We start from the raw sequence: 15785 nt of genomic DNA, 5'->3' as shown, positions 1-15785 counted from the left end.
TTCTTATATCTATGATACTAGATAAGGGGATAAAAAAGGAAAGTCCAATATGACCGGAGAGATGATTCTTGCCGAAAATAAAGGTGTTTTTGACGCAGATGGATTTTCGACGTCGCGAATCTCGCCTCATAGATTCACTGGTCGTGATGTGCTTTCCGCCGAGTTCGAAAAGGTCTTCTCGAAGGTCTGGCTCCTGGCGTGTCCTGTTGCGGACGTCGCAAGGCCCGGCGATGCGTTTCCGATCATGATCGGCAAGGAGCCGGTGGTGGTCGTGCATGGCGACGATGGCGCGATCCGCGCCTTCTACAATGTCTGCCAGCATCGCGGGCGCCAGATCGTCACCGAGCGCCGCAACATCCGCTCGCTCTATTGCTGGTTCCATGGCTTCGAGTGGAACCTCGACGGGTCGTTGCGCAACATTCCCGATAAGGAGAGCTTCCAGGGCTATACCGACGAGAAGGATGTCGCCCTGCCGCCGATCCGCTGTCAGGTCTGGCAGAATCTCGTCTGGATCAATCTCGATCCCAATGCCGGTAGCCTCGAGGAATTTCTGGGTGAGGCGGGACGCCAGCTCGCCGGGTATAGGCTCGATACCTATAATTTCGTCGGCGAGCAGATCGTTGAATGGGACTGCAACTGGAAGATTGCCGCGGATGCATTCCAGGAGGGCTACCACGGCCCGGTGACGCACCCGCAGCTGCAATTCTATCTGGAAGACGCGGAGGATATGCCGATCGATCTTTATGGTCTCCACAGCCGCGGCCTCTATCATATGGGCGCGCCTTGTTCGCGCCTGCCCGAGGAGCAGCGACGCAAGGCACAGCCGGGGCTGAAGGCGATGGCGGCTGCCGCTGGGGTCGATGCTGATGAATATGAGGGGCGGCTCGACGACATGCGGCTGGCTATGCAGCGCGGCATGCGGGCTAAGCTGACGGAAGCGGGCTATGACGTCGCGGCGCTGTCGGACGATCAGATGACCGACGATTTCCACTATTTCATCTTTCCCAATATCACGATCAACACATTCGCCGAGCGCTTCTCGATATTTCGCTACATGCCGCATGCCGACGATCCTGGGCGAGCGACTTTCTGGGTCCAGCAGTTCGAACGTCCGGCAGAGCCGGGGATGACGGTGGAGCGGCCCAAGACGGTACACGGGCGCGGACTCGACTATAAGTTCGAGAATGAGGTCTATAACCAGGACGCGCGCAACATCCCCTGGCTTCAGAAGGGCGTCAATTCCAAGGGGTTCAAAGGAATGCTCTTCAACCGGCAGGAGCGCCGGTTGCGCCATTTCTACGACAGCCTCGATCAATATCTCGCGGCCGAAGACTGAGGCATGGTGAGAGTCATTTTTGTCGAGCCCGATGGAACCGAGCGCAATGTCGAGGCGGAGGTCGGCCATTCACTGATGGAAGCGGCGCTACGGCATGGCATCGATGCGATCCGGGCTGATTGCGGCGGGGGTTGTTCCTGTGCGACCTGCCATGTCCATGTGGACCCCGCATGGCGTAACCGTCTGCCATCATTGGGCGAGGCCGAAGATCTGATGCTCGAATTCGTCGAAGGTCGAGACGAACACAGCCGCCTCTCTTGCCAGATCGATGTCTCTGCCGAATTGGACGGTCTAACCGTCAAGCTTTCAGAGGAGCAACGATGATGTGCTCCCAGGTCTTCGGATAGTGATAAAACTTGCGTCGAAATCGCGAAATCTCAGCTCGCAGCGTGCACTGCGCGTTCGCTAATCGGGGTAATCGGCATGATTGCAGGCGGTCTGCAATCATGCCAATCGTCGCCGCGGAGCGGCTGTCTTGGCCGCTAGACGGTCCGGTAGCCGATCTCTGATGTGAACCGACTGGAGCGCCGCGCTTAACATGCTATGGGCATCCCATGCTTCACATGCACGGCCGCGGCGGTACCGTCCAAATCGATGGTGTCAAATATGACTGGGAACTCCTGAGCGAGCCCCAACTGTCCTCTTCCGAAGGCTGGAAGGGCATGACGGTCGCCTTGCGCCAGAGAGATATGCCCCGCGAAGCCGTGCTGGAATTTCCGACGCCAAAGCGCCTGTTGAAAGGATTGCCGAAAGGGCGGTCGCACATCAACGACGCGATAGCCTCGCGAGGGGTGCGAGCGGCATTGTCGGCAGGATGGGACCCGGCGTCTCGCGGCAAGCCGACGGTCTTCATGGTTGATGCCGAGGGCCACTAAGCGCAATCGTCTGGCGCACTGGCATTCGGCGCGAAAACCGCGTTTCAAATTCAGCGTGAGCAAATCTGTTTAAAATCTGAAGCGCCCCAATTCCTCCTTTGGGAGAAGGGGAAGATGAGGGTTAATTTTAATCGCCCAACCAATCGCTTGTAATCTCGCCCCTATGCCCCTCGGGCGCCAGCGCGGTGCGCAGGGCTTCCAGCAGAGGCGGCAGCGCCTGCGTGAAGGCATAGGGCGGGTTGATGATAAAGAGGCCCGCGCCGTTATAGATGTCGGGCTGATCGCGATCGTACAACCAATGCTCCACCACCAGAAATTTCGGGATGCCGAGGTTGCGCAACTGCTGCTTCCAACGCACATGCGTGGCGCGGTCTTTCAGCGGATACCAGACCACCGTCACGCCATGCGCCCATTTGCGGTTAGCCGCGGCGAGGGTGGCGGTGATACGTGCGCGTTCATCGGTCTGCTCGTAGGGCGGGTCGACCACCACCACGCCGCGCGCGGTGCGGGGCGGCAGCATCGCCAGCCAAAGCTCATAGGCGTCGCGTTCGTGCACGGCGGCGGATGTGTCGCGCATCGCGCCGCGCAGGGCATAGGCGTCGTCGGGATGTTTCTCGTTCAGGATCAGAAAATCCTGCGGACGCAGAAGCTGCGCCAGAAATCGCGGCGATCCGGGATAGAAGCGAAGCTCGTCCCCGGCATTCACGGCCTGAACGGCGGCGCGGTAGTCGTCCAGCAAGGGGTTCGGGTCGGCAAAGGCCCGCAGCACGCCCTGTGTGGCCTCGCCGGTGCGCCTCGCCTCCTCGCCGCCAAGGTCGTACAGCCCGCAACCGGCATGGGTGTCGATCAGGGTGAGCGCGCTCTCTTTGAGCTGCAACGCCCGCACGAGGGCGATCAGCAGGCTGTGCTTTACGACATCGGCGCTGTTGCCGGCATGGAAGCTATGGCGATAATTCATTGTAATTCAAAATCCTGGCGATCTGCCTTCATCGAACGGCCGGGCGCGGAAGCCGAGCGCGAGGCGAGGGAAGCAACCCATCCGGTGCCCGTATAGCGTCGGACGGAAACCTTCAAAGCATTCTGCGCAAGGCCTCAAACCCGCGTTAGCGACCGTCACCAGAGGTGGAGGCGCCGGGCTCCGGGCCGCATGCGAAGGTTCGATCATCGGGGAGCCGGATGCGATTGGCATTGCCGCGAAGCGCCCGGTCGCCTGATGTCGGCCGAACATTCATATAACAGCGCATGATCAGAATTGCGGCGCTTCGACGTCCGCGTCTGTCAGGAGCGGATCTGCACCCGCTCAATGTCGAATGACCTGGATCGGAGCGTGTCGCCAAAGCAGCCTGGAAGGTCGCGCGAAGGTGGCGCCCGCACCCAAAATCCCTCGAAGCAGAACTTCGCCGGTCAAACCGACAAGTAACTCAAAGTCCCGAAGCTGGCTCCCGCTCGTTTTGTCGGCGCCGATCATATTTGAGATCGGGCCAGGGTAACTCAGATGAGCAATCGAAGTGCTGGTACCGATTGTAGTCGATCGATATCGATTGTTATCGTCACTCCCACTCGATCGTCCCCGGCGGCTTCGACGTATAATCATACACCACGCGGTTGATGCCCTGCACCTCGTTGATGATGCGCGTCGCGCAGCGCGACAGGAAGGCGGCTTCGAACGGGTAGATGTCGGCGGTCATGCCGTCGGTCGAGGTCACCGCACGCAGCGCGCAGACCTGATCGTAGGTGCGGTAATCGCCCATCACGCCGACGGTGCGGACGGGGAGCAGCACCGCGAACGCCTGCCAGATCTCGTCATAGAGACCCGCGTTTCGGATCTCTTCGAGATAGATCGCGTCGGCCTTGCGCAAAATGTCGCAGCTCGGCTTGGTGACTTCGCCGGGGATGCGGATCGCGAGGCCGGGGCCGGGGAAGGGGTGGCGGCCGACGAAGATGTCGGGAAGCCCGAGTTCCTTGCCGAGCAGGCGCACTTCGTCCTTGAACAATTCGCGCAAGGGTTCGACGAGCGCCATCTTCATGCGTTCGGGCAGACCGCCGACATTGTGGTGGCTCTTGATCGTGACGCTCGGCCCGCCGGTGAACGACACCGATTCGATGACATCGGGGTACAATGTGCCCTGCGCGAGGAAATCGGCGCCGCCGAGCTTCTGCGCTTCCTCGTCGAAGACGTCGATGAAGGTCTTGCCGATGAACTTGCGCTTCGCCTCGGGGTCGGAAACGCCGGCGAGCCCGGCCATGAAGCGTTCCTCGGCGTCGACGACGACCAGCGGGATATTATAATGGTCGCGGAACAGCCGCTCGACCTGTTCGCGTTCGTTGAGGCGCAGAAGGCCGTGATCGACGAAGACGCAGGTAAGCTGTTCGCCGATCGCTTCGTGGAGCAGCACCGCGGCGACCGCGCTGTCGACCCCGCCCGACAGGCCGCAGAGTACGCGCTGGTCGCCGACCTGGGCGCGGATGTCGGCGATCTTGTTGGTGCGGAACTCTGCCATCGTCCAGTCGCCGGCGAGGCCGCAGATCTTGTGGACGAAGTTCGACAGCAATTTCGCGCCGTCGGGGGTGTGGACCACCTCGGGATGGAACATCGTCGTATAATAGCGCCGCGTCTCGTTGACGCAGATCGCGAAAGGGGCGTTGGGCGAGGTGCCGACGATTTCGAACCCGTCGGGCGCCTCGGTGACGCGGTCGCCGTGACTCATCCACACCGGATATTTCTGCCCGACCTCCCAGAAACCCTCGAACAGCGGGCTGGCTTTCAGGATTTCGACGTCGGCGCGGCCGAATTCGGCGGCGTGCCCGCCCTCGACCGTGCCGCCGAGCTGGACGCACAGCGTCTGCTGGCCATAGCAGATCGCGAGGATCGGCAGGCCGCTGTCGAGGATCGCCTGCGGCGCGCGCGGGCTACCGTCGTCGGTGACCGACGCGGGGCCGCCCGACAGGATCACGCCCCGGGGCTGCATCCGCGCGAAGGCCTCGGCGGCGCTGTTGAACGGGACGATCTCGCTATAGACCCCCGCCTCGCGCACGCGGCGCGCGATGAGCTGGGTCACCTGGCTACCGAAGTCGACGATCAGGATGGATTCGGGAGGTTGTATGGACATGGCGCCACCTAAGGATGGACCCCGGCGCTGTCCAGTATTTCTAGGCCTCGACCATGGTTCCCGATCTTCGGCCGGCGCGCGATAGGGCTGGCAGCGGTCGCTGAAGGCGGCAAATTGAGCGACCGGGCGCCGCGCATCGGGATAGAAAAGGGGCGTCCCGAAGGCGCGCCCCTTTTCCGTTCGAGCATGGGACTGCTGTCGGGCGGCGCCTAACCGCCGTTCGTGGAACTTTTGTTGCACTGCCATATTGTTGCGACAAACGCCGCCTAGCTGAACGGCCGGGGCAACTGGACGTCAGGGCGGGTTCAGCCTGCTTCGCTAAAGAAAACAAAGACAAAAGAAAAAGGCTCGTCTCTCCCATGCCAAAATTCTCCTCCTCGCTGTCGGTCAAGGCCGCCCTGCTCGCGGCGGGGGCTTCGTTCGCCTGCCCGGCGATGGCCGAAGCCGTCGACAGTCCGATCGCGGTCGCCGTGACGACCACCGTCGCGGCCGACCAGCCCGCCGACGGTGCCGCCGCCAATCCGCAGGACAGCAACGACGACGGCTATGAGGACGAAATCGTCGTCACCGCGCCGCGGCTCGTCGGTCAGCTCGACACCGATTTTACCGCCGAGGCCGAACTCGATGAGGCGGCGATCGCCAGCTATGGCGTGTCGAACGTCGAGGAACTGCTGACCGCACTCGCGCCCCAGACGCGTTCGGGCCGCGGGCGCGGCAGCGGGCGACCGATCATTCTCGTCAACGGGCGCCGCATCGGCGGTTTCGGCGAAGTGCGCAACCTGCCCCCCGAAGCGATCGCCAAGGTCGAAGTGTTCCCCGAAGAGGTCGCGCTGCAATATGGCTATGCGGCCGACGAACGCGTCGTCAACCTCGTGCTCAAGCCCAATTTCCGGCAAGTCGCGGTCGAGGCCGAGGGCGGCATTCCGACGCAGGGCGGACGCTTCCAAAGCGAAATCGAACCGAGCTTCCTGATGATCGGCGCGAATGGCCGCTTCAACCTGAACACCGGGTGGGAGCATCAGACGATGCTGCGCGAGAGCGAGCGTAACCTCGACTATGCTTCAGACGCTGACGGCCAGGCATTGGCTGCCGGCGCCCCGGCGCGCAGCCTGCTCGGGGCGAGCGACACCTACAAGATCGACGGTACGGTCCAACGCAGCCTCAACAAGCTGACCGACGCCTCGCTCAATGTCCGTTTCGACCAGACCGACAGCCTGTCGCTGATCGGCCCCGGCGTCGGCGGTGTCACCGACCCGCTGACGCGCAACAGCCGCAGCCGCAACCTGTCGACGACCGCCAGCATCAATGGCATGCTCGGCAACTGGCGCTGGTCGGCGGCGGCCAATTATGCCGACGCCGATTCGCTGATCTTCACCGATCGCGTCAGCGGCGCGCGCGACCGGTTCGACAGCAGCCAGCAAAGTTTCGGCGGCACCGCCAATATCTCGGGCGGGCTGGGCGACGGCTGGGCCGGACCGATCCGTCTGTCGGCGACCGCGAATTATGCGGGACTGCGCTTCGACAGCCGGTCGCAAACGGCGCTGGCGGTCACGACGACCGATCTCGCGCGCGACCTGCCGGGCGTCCTCGGCTCGCTGACGATCCCGCTGCTCGACCCCGAATATGGCGCGGGCAATATCGGCCGCGTGTCGCTCACGCTCAGCGGGCAATATCAGGATCCGAGCGATTTCGCGGCGCTCAAGAGTTGGGGCGCGAACCTCAATTGGGGGATCACCGACAATCTTTCGCTCGTCGCGAGCTTCAACAATGACGAGGCGGCGCCGGGCATCCAGCAACTCGGCGCCGCGCCGCTGGTGACCCCGGGGGTTACCTATTATGATTTTTCGACCGGCCAGACGGTGCAGATCACGACGACCACGGGCGGCAACCCCTTCCTGCTCGCCGAGCAGCGCCGCGACCTTAAGCTGGGCTTGAATTGGTCGCCGCCGATGCTCGAGGGGCTGAACTTCTCGGTCAATTACAACAAGAACAAGAGCTATGACACCGCGAACAGCTTCCCGCTGCTGACCCCCGAGATCGAGGCGGCCTTCCCCGACCGGGTTACGCGTGATGCCGATGGTGTGCTGATCGCGCTCGACCAGCGGCCGGTCAATTTCGACCGCACCGAAAATTCGCAGATTCGCTGGGGTTTCAACTTCGGCAAGAGTTTCGGCCAGCAACAGCAGGGCGGACCCGGCGCTGCCGGCGGCCCTGGCGGCGCGCGGCCCGAAGGCGCGGGCGGACGTCCGCCCGGCGGCGAACGCGGACCCGGCGCACAGCGCGGTCCGGGCGGCCCCGGTGGCGGCGGTCCGCGCGCTGGCGGCGGCGGTCGCGGTCCTGGTGGCCCCGGCGGCATGCTCGGCGGCCCGCAGGGCGGGCGCTGGCAGGTCTCGCTCTATCACACGGTCAAACTGACCGACACGATCTTCATCCGCCCGGGCGTGCCCGAACTCGACCTGCTCGACGGCTCGGCGACGGGCAGCGGCGGCGGCAGCAACCGACACCTCGTCGAACTCGACGGCGGCGTGTTCAACAAGGGGCTCGGGGTGCGGCTGAGCGCGAAGTACGACAGCGGCAGCACCGTGACCGGCGGCACCGCGGGCGACCTCGATTTCGGCGACCTCGCGACCTTCAACCTGCGCGTCTTCATGGATTTGGGCCAGAAGCCGAAGCTGATCGAGAAGATGCCGTTCCTCAAGGGTTCGCGCCTGCGCCTCGCGGTCGACAATATCTTCGACGCGCAGCGCAAGATCACCGACGGTAACGGCATCGTGCCGCTCAACTACCAGCCGGGCTATATCGATCCGCTCGGCCGTTATATCGAGCTGGAGTGGCGCAAGACCTTTTAGGCGGAGAGGATCGTCGTGCCGAGCACGGCGCCTTCGGGCGCCATTTCGGCGGGCACGAAGGTGAGGGCCTTGGCGAACTGCGCGGTGCAGGCGGGCCAGTTGTAACGCGCGCCGAGCGCCGCCGCGTCGCCACGATCGCATTGCAGCGCCGCGGCGATCGCCGCGTCCAGATCCGCGTTGAGAGCGCCCGCGCCGCCCGTCACGATGTCGCCCGGACCGGGGACCGGATAAGCGGCGACCGGCGTGCCGGCGCTCAGCGCCTCGATGATCACCAGGCCGAAGGTGTCGGTCCGGCTCGGAAAGACGAAGACGTCGGCGCCGGCATAGGTCGAAGCGAGTGCCTCGCCGGTCTGCTTGCCGAGGAAGACGGCGCCCGGATAACGCGCCTTGAGTTCGGCGAGCGCCGGGCCGTCGCCGACGATCACCTTGGTGCCGGGCTGGGCGGTATCAAGGAACGCCTCGATATTCTTTTCGACCGCGACACGGCCGACATAGAGCTGGATCGGGCGCGGCAGTCTCGCGAGCGCCGGATGGGCTGCGCGGTCGGGACGGAACAGGTCATGGTCGACCCCGCGTTCCCACAGCATCGTCTGGGTCAGGCCCTGGTCGGCGAGTTCGCGCGCAAGGCTGCGCGTCGCGACCATGATGTGGCGCGCCGGGCGGTGGAACCAGCGGATGAAGCGCCACACGAAGGCGGGCGACAGCGGCAATCGCGCCGCGACATATTCGGGAAAGCGCGTGTGATAGGCGGTGGTGAAGGGGAATTTGTTGCGGATACACCAGCGCCGCGCCGCCATGCCTAGCGGGCCCTCGGTCGAAATATGGATCGCCTGCGGGGCAAAGGCGCGGATATGCCGCCCGACCTTGCGCCAGCCGGCGAAGGCAAGGCGGATTTCGGGATAAGAGGGGCAGGGGATCGAGCGAAACAGGTCGGGCGAAACGATGCCGACCTCGTGCCCCGCGCGCCGCAATTCGCCGATCGTCGCCTGCAAGGTGCGGACGACGCCGTTGACCTGCGGCTCCCACGCGTCGCTGACGATCAGGATCCGCATCAGGCCGCCCGTGCCGGGGCGGGAAGCGCCAGCGGGGTCGGCGCGGCGCGCGCCGCGACCTCCTCTGCCCAGTGGAGAATTTCCATCGTGCCGTCGTGATGCTCGACCAGCGCGGTGCAGCCTTCGACCCAGTCGCCGTCGTTATAATAGTCGACGCCCTCGATCTCGCGCATCTCGGCGCTGTGGATATGGCCGCACACGACGCCATCGACCCCGCGCGAGCGGGCGGCGTGGGCGACGACTTCCTCGTACCGCCCGATGAACTGGACGGCATTTTTGACCTTGTGCTTGGCGACCATCGACAGCGACCAATAGGGCAGGCCGAGTTTGCTGCGGATGCGGTTCACCACCACATTGCACTTCATCAGCGCGGTGTAGGCGGCGTCGCCGACGAAGGCGAGCCAACGATGCGCGAGCATCACCGCGTCGAAATCGTCGCCATGGACGACGAGCAGTTTCTTGCCATCGGCGGTTTCGTGGATCACCTCGCGGCGGATTTCGACCCCGCCGAAATCGAAACCGTCGAACGGCTTGATCATCTCGTCATGATTACCGGGGACATAGACGACGCGGGTGCCGCGCTTGGCGCGCTTCAGCACGCGCCAGACGACGTCATTATGCTCGGGCGGCCAGAAATGGCGCTTCTTCAATCGCCAGCCGTCGATGATGTCGCCGACGAGGTAGAGCGTCTCGCAATCGACATGGTCGAAGAAATCGATGAGCATCGCGGCGTTGCAGCCGCGGGTGCCAAGGTGGATGTCGCTGACCCAGACGGTGCGATAGCTCCGCCGTTCGCCAATGACCCGTTCGGGAATATGCGGGTCGGTGGTGAAGGGGTCGGGGAAACGGGCGGGGATCGGCAGGGTCGAAATCGATGCCATGTCATGCTCCGTGGGCAGCCTTAGCTGTCCACGGCCTAGACAGGAGTTTTGTTACACGGCGGGAATCGAAGCCGCGACAGTTTGGAGAAAGTTTGGCGGCGGTTGTGTGACGGTGCCGAAAGGCATGTCGTGACAAGCTCCGTCGCCCTCGCGAAGGCGGGGGCCGCGGGCGACCTAGCGCTACCCCGATAGCGGCCCCCGCCTTCGCGGGGGCGACGGTCAAACGCGCCGGATCACCAAATTCCGGATTTCGCTCATATCCTCGATCGCGAAACGCACGCCCTCACGGCCCAGCCCGCTGTCCTTCACCCCGCCATAGGGCATATTGTCGACGCGGTAGCTCGACACGTCGTTGACGACGATGCCGCCGACCTCGAGATGGTCCCAGGCCTCGAGCACCTTGTGCAGGTCGCTGGTGAACAGCCCGGCCTGGAGCCCGAACTTGCTGTCGTTGACCTCGGCGAGGGCGTCCTCCCACTTCGAGAATTTCGACAGCACGACGACGGGGCCGAAAGCTTCCTCGACCACCACATCGGCGTCGCGCGGCACATTCTCCAGCAAGGCCGCTTCGAGCATATTGCCTTCGCAACCGCCGCCCGCGAGCAGGGTCGCGCCTGCGGCGATCGCGGTGTCGATCCAGCCCTTCAGCCGCTGCGCTTCCTTGACCGAGATCATCGGGCCGATGAAGGTGTCGTGGAGCTTCGGATCGCCCGATTTCAGCGTCTTGACCTTTGCGGCGAGCATGTCGCGGAAACGATCGTAGATATCCTCATGGATGATCACGCGCTGGACGTGGATGCAGCTTTGCCCCGACTGATAATAGCCGCCGAAGATGATCCGCGCGAGCGCATGGTCGAGGTCGGCGTCCTTGTCGACGACCACCGCGGCGTTGCCGCCGAGTTCGAGCACGACCTTCTTCTTGCCCGCCTTGGCCTTCAAATCCCAGCCGACGCCGGGTGAGCCAGTGAAGCTGAGCAGTTTCAACCGCTCGTCGGTCGTGAACAAATCGGCGCCTGCACGGCTCGCGGGCAATATGCTGAACGCGCCCTCGGGCAGGATATCGCACTCGGCGAGTACTTCGCCCATGATGATCGCGCCCAGCGGGGTCATCGACGCGGGCTTCATGACGAAGGGGCAGCCGATCGCGATCGCCGGGGCGATCTTGTGCGCGGCGAGGTTGAGCGGAAAGTTGAACGGAGAAATGAAGCTGCACGGCCCGATCGGCACGCGCTTCCACATCCCCATATAGCCCTTGGCGCGCGCCGAAATGTCGAGCGGCTGGATCTCGCCATAGTTGCGTACCGCTTCCTCTGCGGCGATGCGAAAGGTGTCGATCAGGCGGCTGACCTCGCCCTCGGCGTCGGCGATCGGCTTGCCCGCCTCGACGCACAGCGCATAGGCGAGTTCGTCGAACCGCTCCTGAAAGCGCCCGACGCAATGGGTGAGCACATCGCGCTTCTCGAAACTCGCGAGCCGCGCCATCGGCTCGGCGGCGCGCACCGCCCCCGCGATCGCCTCGTCGATCACGTCGGGGGTCGCGAGCGCGGTGCGGAACGCAACTTCGCCGGTATATTTGTCGATGACCTCGAGGTCGGTGTTCGGCTGCACCGCCTTGTTGTTGAGGTAGAGCGGGTAGACGTCTTTCAACTTCACAATCATTCTCCAACCATGTCATCCCCGCGAAAGCGGGGACCCAGGGGCGGCCAATTCAGCCGTTGAGCCGATCATAGAGATCGAGCCATTGCGGATTGCCTTGTTCGATCAATTCCAGTTTCCAAGCGCGGCGCCATTTCTTTACGGCCTTCTCGCGCGCGATCGCTTCGTTCACATCGGCGAAGGCTTCGGCATGCACCAGCCGATGCACGCCATAATGCCTCGTGAAGCTCGACCCTCGGCCGTTCCTATGCTGCGAACATCGCTGTGCCAGGTTGCCGGTCACGCCCGTGTAGAGAGTGCCGTTGCGCCCGCTCGCGAGGATATAGACGTGATAGGTCTGTTCCATTTCGCTCCTGGGTCCCCGCTTTCGCGGGGATGACAAGAAACAGCGGGCGGTGGCAGGCGCTTACATTTCCTTCGATATCTTCTTGATGTCGATGTTCAAAATCTGGTCGTTCTCGGTGTAATCGACCGGGCAGTCGATCAGATGCACCCCCGGCGTGTCGCGGGTATGCGCGAGCAGTTCCTTCAGGTGCGCGGCGCTTTCGACGCGGTGGCCGTGGGCCCCATAGCTTTCGGCATATTTGACGAAATCGGGGTTGCCATAGGTCAGCCCCCAATCCTTGAAACCCATGTTCGCCTGTTTCCAGCGGATCATGCCATAGCTGTTGTCGTTCAAGATCAGCACGGTGATGTTGAGCCCCAGGCGGACCGCGGTCTCCATTTCCTGGCTGTTCATCATGAAACCGCCGTCGCCGCAGATCGCCATGACCTTGCGCCCCGGATAGACCATCGCCGACATCATCGCCGACGGCAGCCCCGCGCCCATCGTCGCGAGCGCATTGTCGAGCAGCACCGTATTGGGGCGATAGGCGGTGTAACCACGCGCGAACCAGATTTTGTAGACGCCGTTGTCGAGGCAGATGATGCCGTCGTCGGGCATCGAATCGCGCACGGATTGCACCAGGTGCGGCGGGAAGATCGGGAAACGCGCGTCCTGTGCCAGCGGTGCGGTATGGTCGACCTCGCCCTTGCGGAAGGCGAGCATATGGTCGAATTTCCAGCCGCCGTTGGGGACGATGTCTTCCTTGATCTGCCACACCGCATTGGCGATGTCGCCGATCACCTCGATATCGGGGAAATAGACCGGGTCGACCTCGGCGGTCTTGGTCGAGACGTGGATGACGGTCGGACCGCCCTGTTTCATGAAGAAGGGCGGCTTTTCGATCACATCATGGCCGAGGTTGACGATACAGTCCGACGCCTCGACCGCGCGGTGGACGAAATCGCCCGCCGACAGCGCGGCGCAGCCGAGGAATTTCGGATGGCGTTCGTCGATCACGCCCTTGCCGAGCTGCGTCGTCAGGAAAGGGATGCCGGTCTTTTCGATGAACTGCAGCAGCATGCGACTGGTCATCGTGCGGTTCGCGCCGGCACCGATGACGAGGACGGGCGAGGTCGCTTCCTCGATCGCCTTCACCGCCTCGCGGATCGATTTGACGTCGGCGGTTGGCCGGCGCGAATGACTGCGCTTGATCGGCAGGCTGTCGGTATGTTCGTCGGCGATATCCTCGGGCAGTTCGATATGCACCGCGCCGGGTTTTTCTTCCTCGGCGAGGCGAAAGGCTTCGCGCACGCGGCTCGGGATATTGTCCGACGAGGCCATCTGGTGGGTATATTTGGTGATCGGCCCCATCATCGCGACGACGTCGAGAATCTGGAACCGGCCCTGCTTCGACTTCTTGATCGGCTTTTGCCCGGTGATCATCATCATCGGCATGCCGCCCAATTGCGCATAGGCGGCGGCGGTGACGAAGTTGGTCGCGCCGGGGCCGAGTGTCGCGAGGCAGACGCCGGTCTTGCCAGTGTGGCGGCCATAGGTGGCGGCCATGAAGCCCGCGCCCTGTTCGTGCCGGGTCAGGATCAGCTTGATCTTGGTCGACCGCGACAGGCTGTCGAGAAAGTCGAGATTCTCCTCGCCCGGGACGCCGAAAATATACTCGACGCCTTCTTCCTCCAGGCATTCGATGAACAGGTCGGATGCTTTTTTCATGTGACAGTCGCCCCCTCAGCCATGCACCCCATCGGTGCGGCCCCTAGTGTGTGCCGGCGACCCTCGGCACAAGTATCGATACAGCGGCGCTCGTCGTCAGGCCGCGAGTCCCTGCTGCATCGGGAAGCGGTTGTAACGAGGGGAAAAGGGGTTGTCACCTACGCGTGGGTGAAGGCTTTGATCAGCGTTTGTCGATCCAGAGATCGCGGTCGAGCCGACCCAACACTTCCGATCCGGCGGGGATATCCGCGCTACGCCCGGTGGCGACGAAGGGTAGGACGAGAAAGGCGGCGGCGGTCGCCGCAGCGTCGTCGGCCCCGCCCTTGCCCTTGGCCTCCAGCGTGCCGCTCACCCGGAGCGGCCCCCCGGGCAGTTCCGCATAGAGCAATTGCACTTCGAGCTTCCCCGCCTTTCCGAACGCGCCGCGCTCCTCGGCGCGCGAGAGCTGGCCGACAACGACGGTGTCGACGGGTATGGCCGTGACGCCATCGATGATCACCGCCGCCGCGACCTTCAGATAAAGGAGGTCGCCCTTGACGTTCTTCTTGCTGGAAATGCCATTGGTGGTGACGAGGTCGATCGTCGAACCCGCGGGCACGAGGAGCCGGGCGTCGTCGGTCGTTTGCGTGGCGGGCGGTGCGCTCGCGGTCTCCTGCTCGGCGGCCGGAAAGGCGAGCATCAGGGCGAGACCAAGGGCGGACGCGCGGAGTTGCATCATGACCCGGCCGGCGATGGCGCCGGGATTTGGGTGTCCTGCTCGACAAAACCCGTCATCAGCTCGCCCGCCTTGATCTTCGCATTATTGCCCTTGGCAAAGAGACCGAGAGGACCGAGCGCGAGAATGCCCAGCGCGGTCTCGCCGCCACCGCCAGCGCCCCTGGCGCTGTTGGTGCCGCTGACCGGAATTTGGATGCCACCGCTTTCGACATAGAGGAGTTTCGCTTCGAGCGAGCCGGCCTTGCCGACATTGCCGCTCTTCTTGGCGGCGAGCACTTCGCCCCAAGCGGTGGCGCCGACGGCGATGATCGTGACGCCGTCGACGACGACCGGCCTGTCGACCCGCAATCTGAACCGGTGTCCCGCCAGATGCGTCTTGGTCGTCACTTCCGATACGACCATGAAATGGATCGGCGTATCGCGCCTCAGCACGACAGCCGGAGGAATCGGTGCCGCGGCGCCCGCGGCGGGTTCCGCGGCCATCGGCTCGGCTGCGACCACCACCGTCGCCGGCGGCGCGTCGGCGGGCGCCGCCGGCGTCGCGGACACTAACCAGGCCGCGGCCATCGCCGCATGAATCGGAACCATGATATCCCCCTGCGTCCTCCGCAGCTTAGCCCATGAACCACGGGTTTTGCCAAGATAGAATCAGGTTGACCTGCGCCCGCCGCACCGCGAATTAAAACAAACATCCAAAGGGGGAGCAGACAATGAAACGAAGCAAGATTCTCGCGGCCGTGGCGATCGCGGTCGCGGCGGTTTCGACGCCCGCGTTGGCGAAGAAAAAGGACGCGACCCATGTCGTCGTCAACGAGGAAATGGGCGTTCCCGTTTTCCCTTATGACATCACCGACAAGCCGTACAGGATCGTCGGCGTGGTGACCGCGGGTGTCCGCAAGGCGACGATTTTCAGCAAGGAACCGTCCCAGCAGAAAATCTATAACGAGCTGTGGGAACGCGGCGAAAAGCTGGGCGCGGACGCCGTGATCGGCGCCAAATATGGCGACAGCCACGTCACCGCCATGAGCTGGGGCAGCACCAAGGCCGGTGGTGTCGCGATCAAGTTCCTGACCGCCGAGGAAATCGCCGCGGGTACGAAGGGCGACACGCTCGAAGGGTTCGATCCCGAAACGTGGACCGGCAAGAAGATGTAAGGTCCTCGCCGCGCTGTTCGCGGTGGCTGGCGAAACGAGGGAGCGGCGTTTGTCGCTCCCCTTTTTTTGGCGCCATATGGAGAGGGGGCGACGTCTTGACTC

At 63.6% G+C, this 15785-nt stretch carries 14 protein-coding genes; 5 read left to right on the top strand and 9 right to left on the bottom strand.

Annotated elements, in window-relative coordinates:
* The first annotated feature begins 49 nt into the window (after positions 1 to 49).
* The 3 genes from AC3WS4_RS02865 to AC3WS4_RS02855 all read left to right on the top strand — a co-directional run bounded on the left by AC3WS4_RS02865 (position 50) and on the right by AC3WS4_RS02855 (position 2211).
* Positions 50 to 1336, top strand: coding sequence for an aromatic ring-hydroxylating oxygenase subunit alpha (locus tag AC3WS4_RS02865; protein ID WP_492742616.1), 1287 nt, complete (start codon positions 50 to 52; stop codon positions 1334 to 1336).
* 3 nt (positions 1337 to 1339) lie between these two features.
* Positions 1340 to 1660, top strand: a complete 321-nt coding sequence (locus tag AC3WS4_RS02860) for a 2Fe-2S iron-sulfur cluster-binding protein (RefSeq protein WP_492739886.1) — start codon at positions 1340 to 1342, stop codon at positions 1658 to 1660.
* Positions 1661 to 1890: 230 nt separating this feature from the next.
* Complete coding sequence (locus tag AC3WS4_RS02855) at positions 1891 to 2211, top strand: hypothetical protein (RefSeq protein WP_492739887.1); 321 nt, start codon at positions 1891 to 1893, stop codon at positions 2209 to 2211.
* 127 nt (positions 2212 to 2338) lie between these two features.
* Here the strand turns inward: AC3WS4_RS02855 and AC3WS4_RS02850 are convergent, their stop codons facing one another.
* Positions 2339 to 3169 (bottom strand): 23S rRNA (adenine(2030)-N(6))-methyltransferase RlmJ, encoded by an 831-nt coding sequence (locus tag AC3WS4_RS02850; RefSeq protein WP_492739888.1) that lies wholly within the window; start codon positions 3167 to 3169, stop codon positions 2339 to 2341.
* 592 nt (positions 3170 to 3761) lie between these two features.
* Positions 3762 to 5321 (bottom strand): glutamine-hydrolyzing GMP synthase, encoded by a 1560-nt coding sequence (gene guaA / locus AC3WS4_RS02845; protein WP_492739890.1) that lies wholly within the window; start codon positions 5319 to 5321, stop codon positions 3762 to 3764.
* 359 nt (positions 5322 to 5680) lie between these two features.
* On the opposite strand from guaA, the gene AC3WS4_RS02840 reads away from it, so the two are divergent.
* Entirely contained in the window at positions 5681 to 8170 is a 2490-nt protein-coding gene (locus tag AC3WS4_RS02840) for a TonB-dependent receptor (RefSeq protein ID WP_492739891.1), read from the top strand.
* On the opposite strand, the gene AC3WS4_RS02835 is transcribed toward AC3WS4_RS02840, so the two are convergent.
* The 7 genes from AC3WS4_RS02835 to AC3WS4_RS02805 all read right to left on the bottom strand — a co-directional run bounded on the left by AC3WS4_RS02835 (position 8167) and on the right by AC3WS4_RS02805 (position 15117).
* Positions 8167 to 9222, bottom strand: a complete 1056-nt coding sequence (locus AC3WS4_RS02835; protein WP_492739892.1) for a glycosyltransferase family 4 protein — start codon at positions 9220 to 9222, stop codon at positions 8167 to 8169. The two genes, AC3WS4_RS02840 and AC3WS4_RS02835, sit on opposite strands and share 4 nt — an antisense overlap.
* Complete coding sequence (locus tag AC3WS4_RS02830) at positions 9222 to 10103, bottom strand: UDP-2,3-diacylglucosamine diphosphatase (RefSeq protein ID WP_492739893.1); 882 nt, start codon at positions 10101 to 10103, stop codon at positions 9222 to 9224. Before AC3WS4_RS02830 ends, AC3WS4_RS02835 begins: the two co-directional genes overlap by 1 nt.
* Positions 10104 to 10322: 219 nt before the next feature.
* A complete protein-coding gene (locus AC3WS4_RS02825; RefSeq protein ID WP_492739895.1) occupies positions 10323 to 11762 on the bottom strand; it encodes an aldehyde dehydrogenase family protein in 1440 nt (479 codons plus the stop codon).
* Positions 11763 to 11811: 49 nt separating this feature from the next.
* Positions 11812 to 12105 carry a GIY-YIG nuclease family protein gene (locus AC3WS4_RS02820; protein WP_492739897.1) on the bottom strand — a complete coding sequence of 98 codons (294 nt, stop codon included), beginning with the start codon at positions 12103 to 12105 and terminating at the stop codon, positions 11812 to 11814.
* Between the two features lie 60 nt (positions 12106 to 12165).
* Positions 12166 to 13812 carry an acetolactate synthase large subunit gene (locus AC3WS4_RS02815; RefSeq protein WP_056348827.1) on the bottom strand — a complete coding sequence of 549 codons (1647 nt, stop codon included), beginning with the start codon at positions 13810 to 13812 and terminating at the stop codon, positions 12166 to 12168.
* Positions 13813 to 13993: 181 nt separating this feature from the next.
* Positions 13994 to 14491 carry a hypothetical protein gene (locus tag AC3WS4_RS02810; protein ID WP_492742614.1) on the bottom strand — a complete coding sequence of 166 codons (498 nt, stop codon included), beginning with the start codon at positions 14489 to 14491 and terminating at the stop codon, positions 13994 to 13996.
* A 35-nt stretch (positions 14492 to 14526) separates the two neighbouring features.
* A complete protein-coding gene (locus AC3WS4_RS02805) occupies positions 14527 to 15117 on the bottom strand; it encodes a hypothetical protein (protein ID WP_187141382.1) in 591 nt (196 codons plus the stop codon).
* A 122-nt stretch (positions 15118 to 15239) separates the two neighbouring features.
* Between AC3WS4_RS02805 and AC3WS4_RS02800 the strand changes: the two genes are divergently transcribed.
* Positions 15240 to 15683 (top strand): hypothetical protein, encoded by a 444-nt coding sequence (locus AC3WS4_RS02800; RefSeq protein WP_492739900.1) that lies wholly within the window; start codon positions 15240 to 15242, stop codon positions 15681 to 15683.
* The last annotated feature ends 102 nt before the right edge of the window (positions 15684 to 15785 follow it).

Source organism: Sphingopyxis sp. EU05-FHT14B03, from assembly GCF_058790875.1.
This window is presented reverse-complemented; position numbering and strand designations above follow the sequence as displayed.

What these genes read in the sequence shown, in the direction of transcription:
- AC3WS4_RS02865 (WP_492742616.1), top strand. Translation starts at nt 50, where the DNA reads ATGACCGGAGAGATGATTCTTGCCGAAAATAAAGGTGTTTTTGACGCA.
- AC3WS4_RS02860 (WP_492739886.1), top strand. Translation starts at nt 1,340, where the DNA reads ATGGTGAGAGTCATTTTTGTCGAGCCCGATGGAACCGAGCGCAATGTC.
- AC3WS4_RS02855 (WP_492739887.1), top strand. Translation starts at nt 1,891, where the DNA reads ATGCTTCACATGCACGGCCGCGGCGGTACCGTCCAAATCGATGGTGTC.
- AC3WS4_RS02850 (WP_492739888.1), bottom strand. Translation starts at nt 3,169, where the DNA reads ATGAATTATCGCCATAGCTTCCATGCCGGCAACAGCGCCGATGTCGTA.
- guaA (WP_492739890.1), bottom strand. Translation starts at nt 5,321, where the DNA reads ATGTCCATACAACCTCCCGAATCCATCCTGATCGTCGACTTCGGTAGC.
- AC3WS4_RS02840 (WP_492739891.1), top strand. Translation starts at nt 5,681, where the DNA reads ATGCCAAAATTCTCCTCCTCGCTGTCGGTCAAGGCCGCCCTGCTCGCG.
- AC3WS4_RS02835 (WP_492739892.1), bottom strand. Translation starts at nt 9,222, where the DNA reads ATGCGGATCCTGATCGTCAGCGACGCGTGGGAGCCGCAGGTCAACGGC.
- AC3WS4_RS02830 (WP_492739893.1), bottom strand. Translation starts at nt 10,103, where the DNA reads ATGGCATCGATTTCGACCCTGCCGATCCCCGCCCGTTTCCCCGACCCC.
- AC3WS4_RS02825 (WP_492739895.1), bottom strand. Translation starts at nt 11,762, where the DNA reads ATGATTGTGAAGTTGAAAGACGTCTACCCGCTCTACCTCAACAACAAG.
- AC3WS4_RS02820 (WP_492739897.1), bottom strand. Translation starts at nt 12,105, where the DNA reads ATGGAACAGACCTATCACGTCTATATCCTCGCGAGCGGGCGCAACGGC.
- AC3WS4_RS02815 (WP_056348827.1), bottom strand. Translation starts at nt 13,812, where the DNA reads ATGAAAAAAGCATCCGACCTGTTCATCGAATGCCTGGAGGAAGAAGGC.
- AC3WS4_RS02810 (WP_492742614.1), bottom strand. Translation starts at nt 14,491, where the DNA reads ATGCTCGCCTTTCCGGCCGCCGAGCAGGAGACCGCGAGCGCACCGCCC.
- AC3WS4_RS02805 (WP_187141382.1), bottom strand. Translation starts at nt 15,117, where the DNA reads ATGGTTCCGATTCATGCGGCGATGGCCGCGGCCTGGTTAGTGTCCGCG.
- AC3WS4_RS02800 (WP_492739900.1), top strand. Translation starts at nt 15,240, where the DNA reads ATGAAACGAAGCAAGATTCTCGCGGCCGTGGCGATCGCGGTCGCGGCG.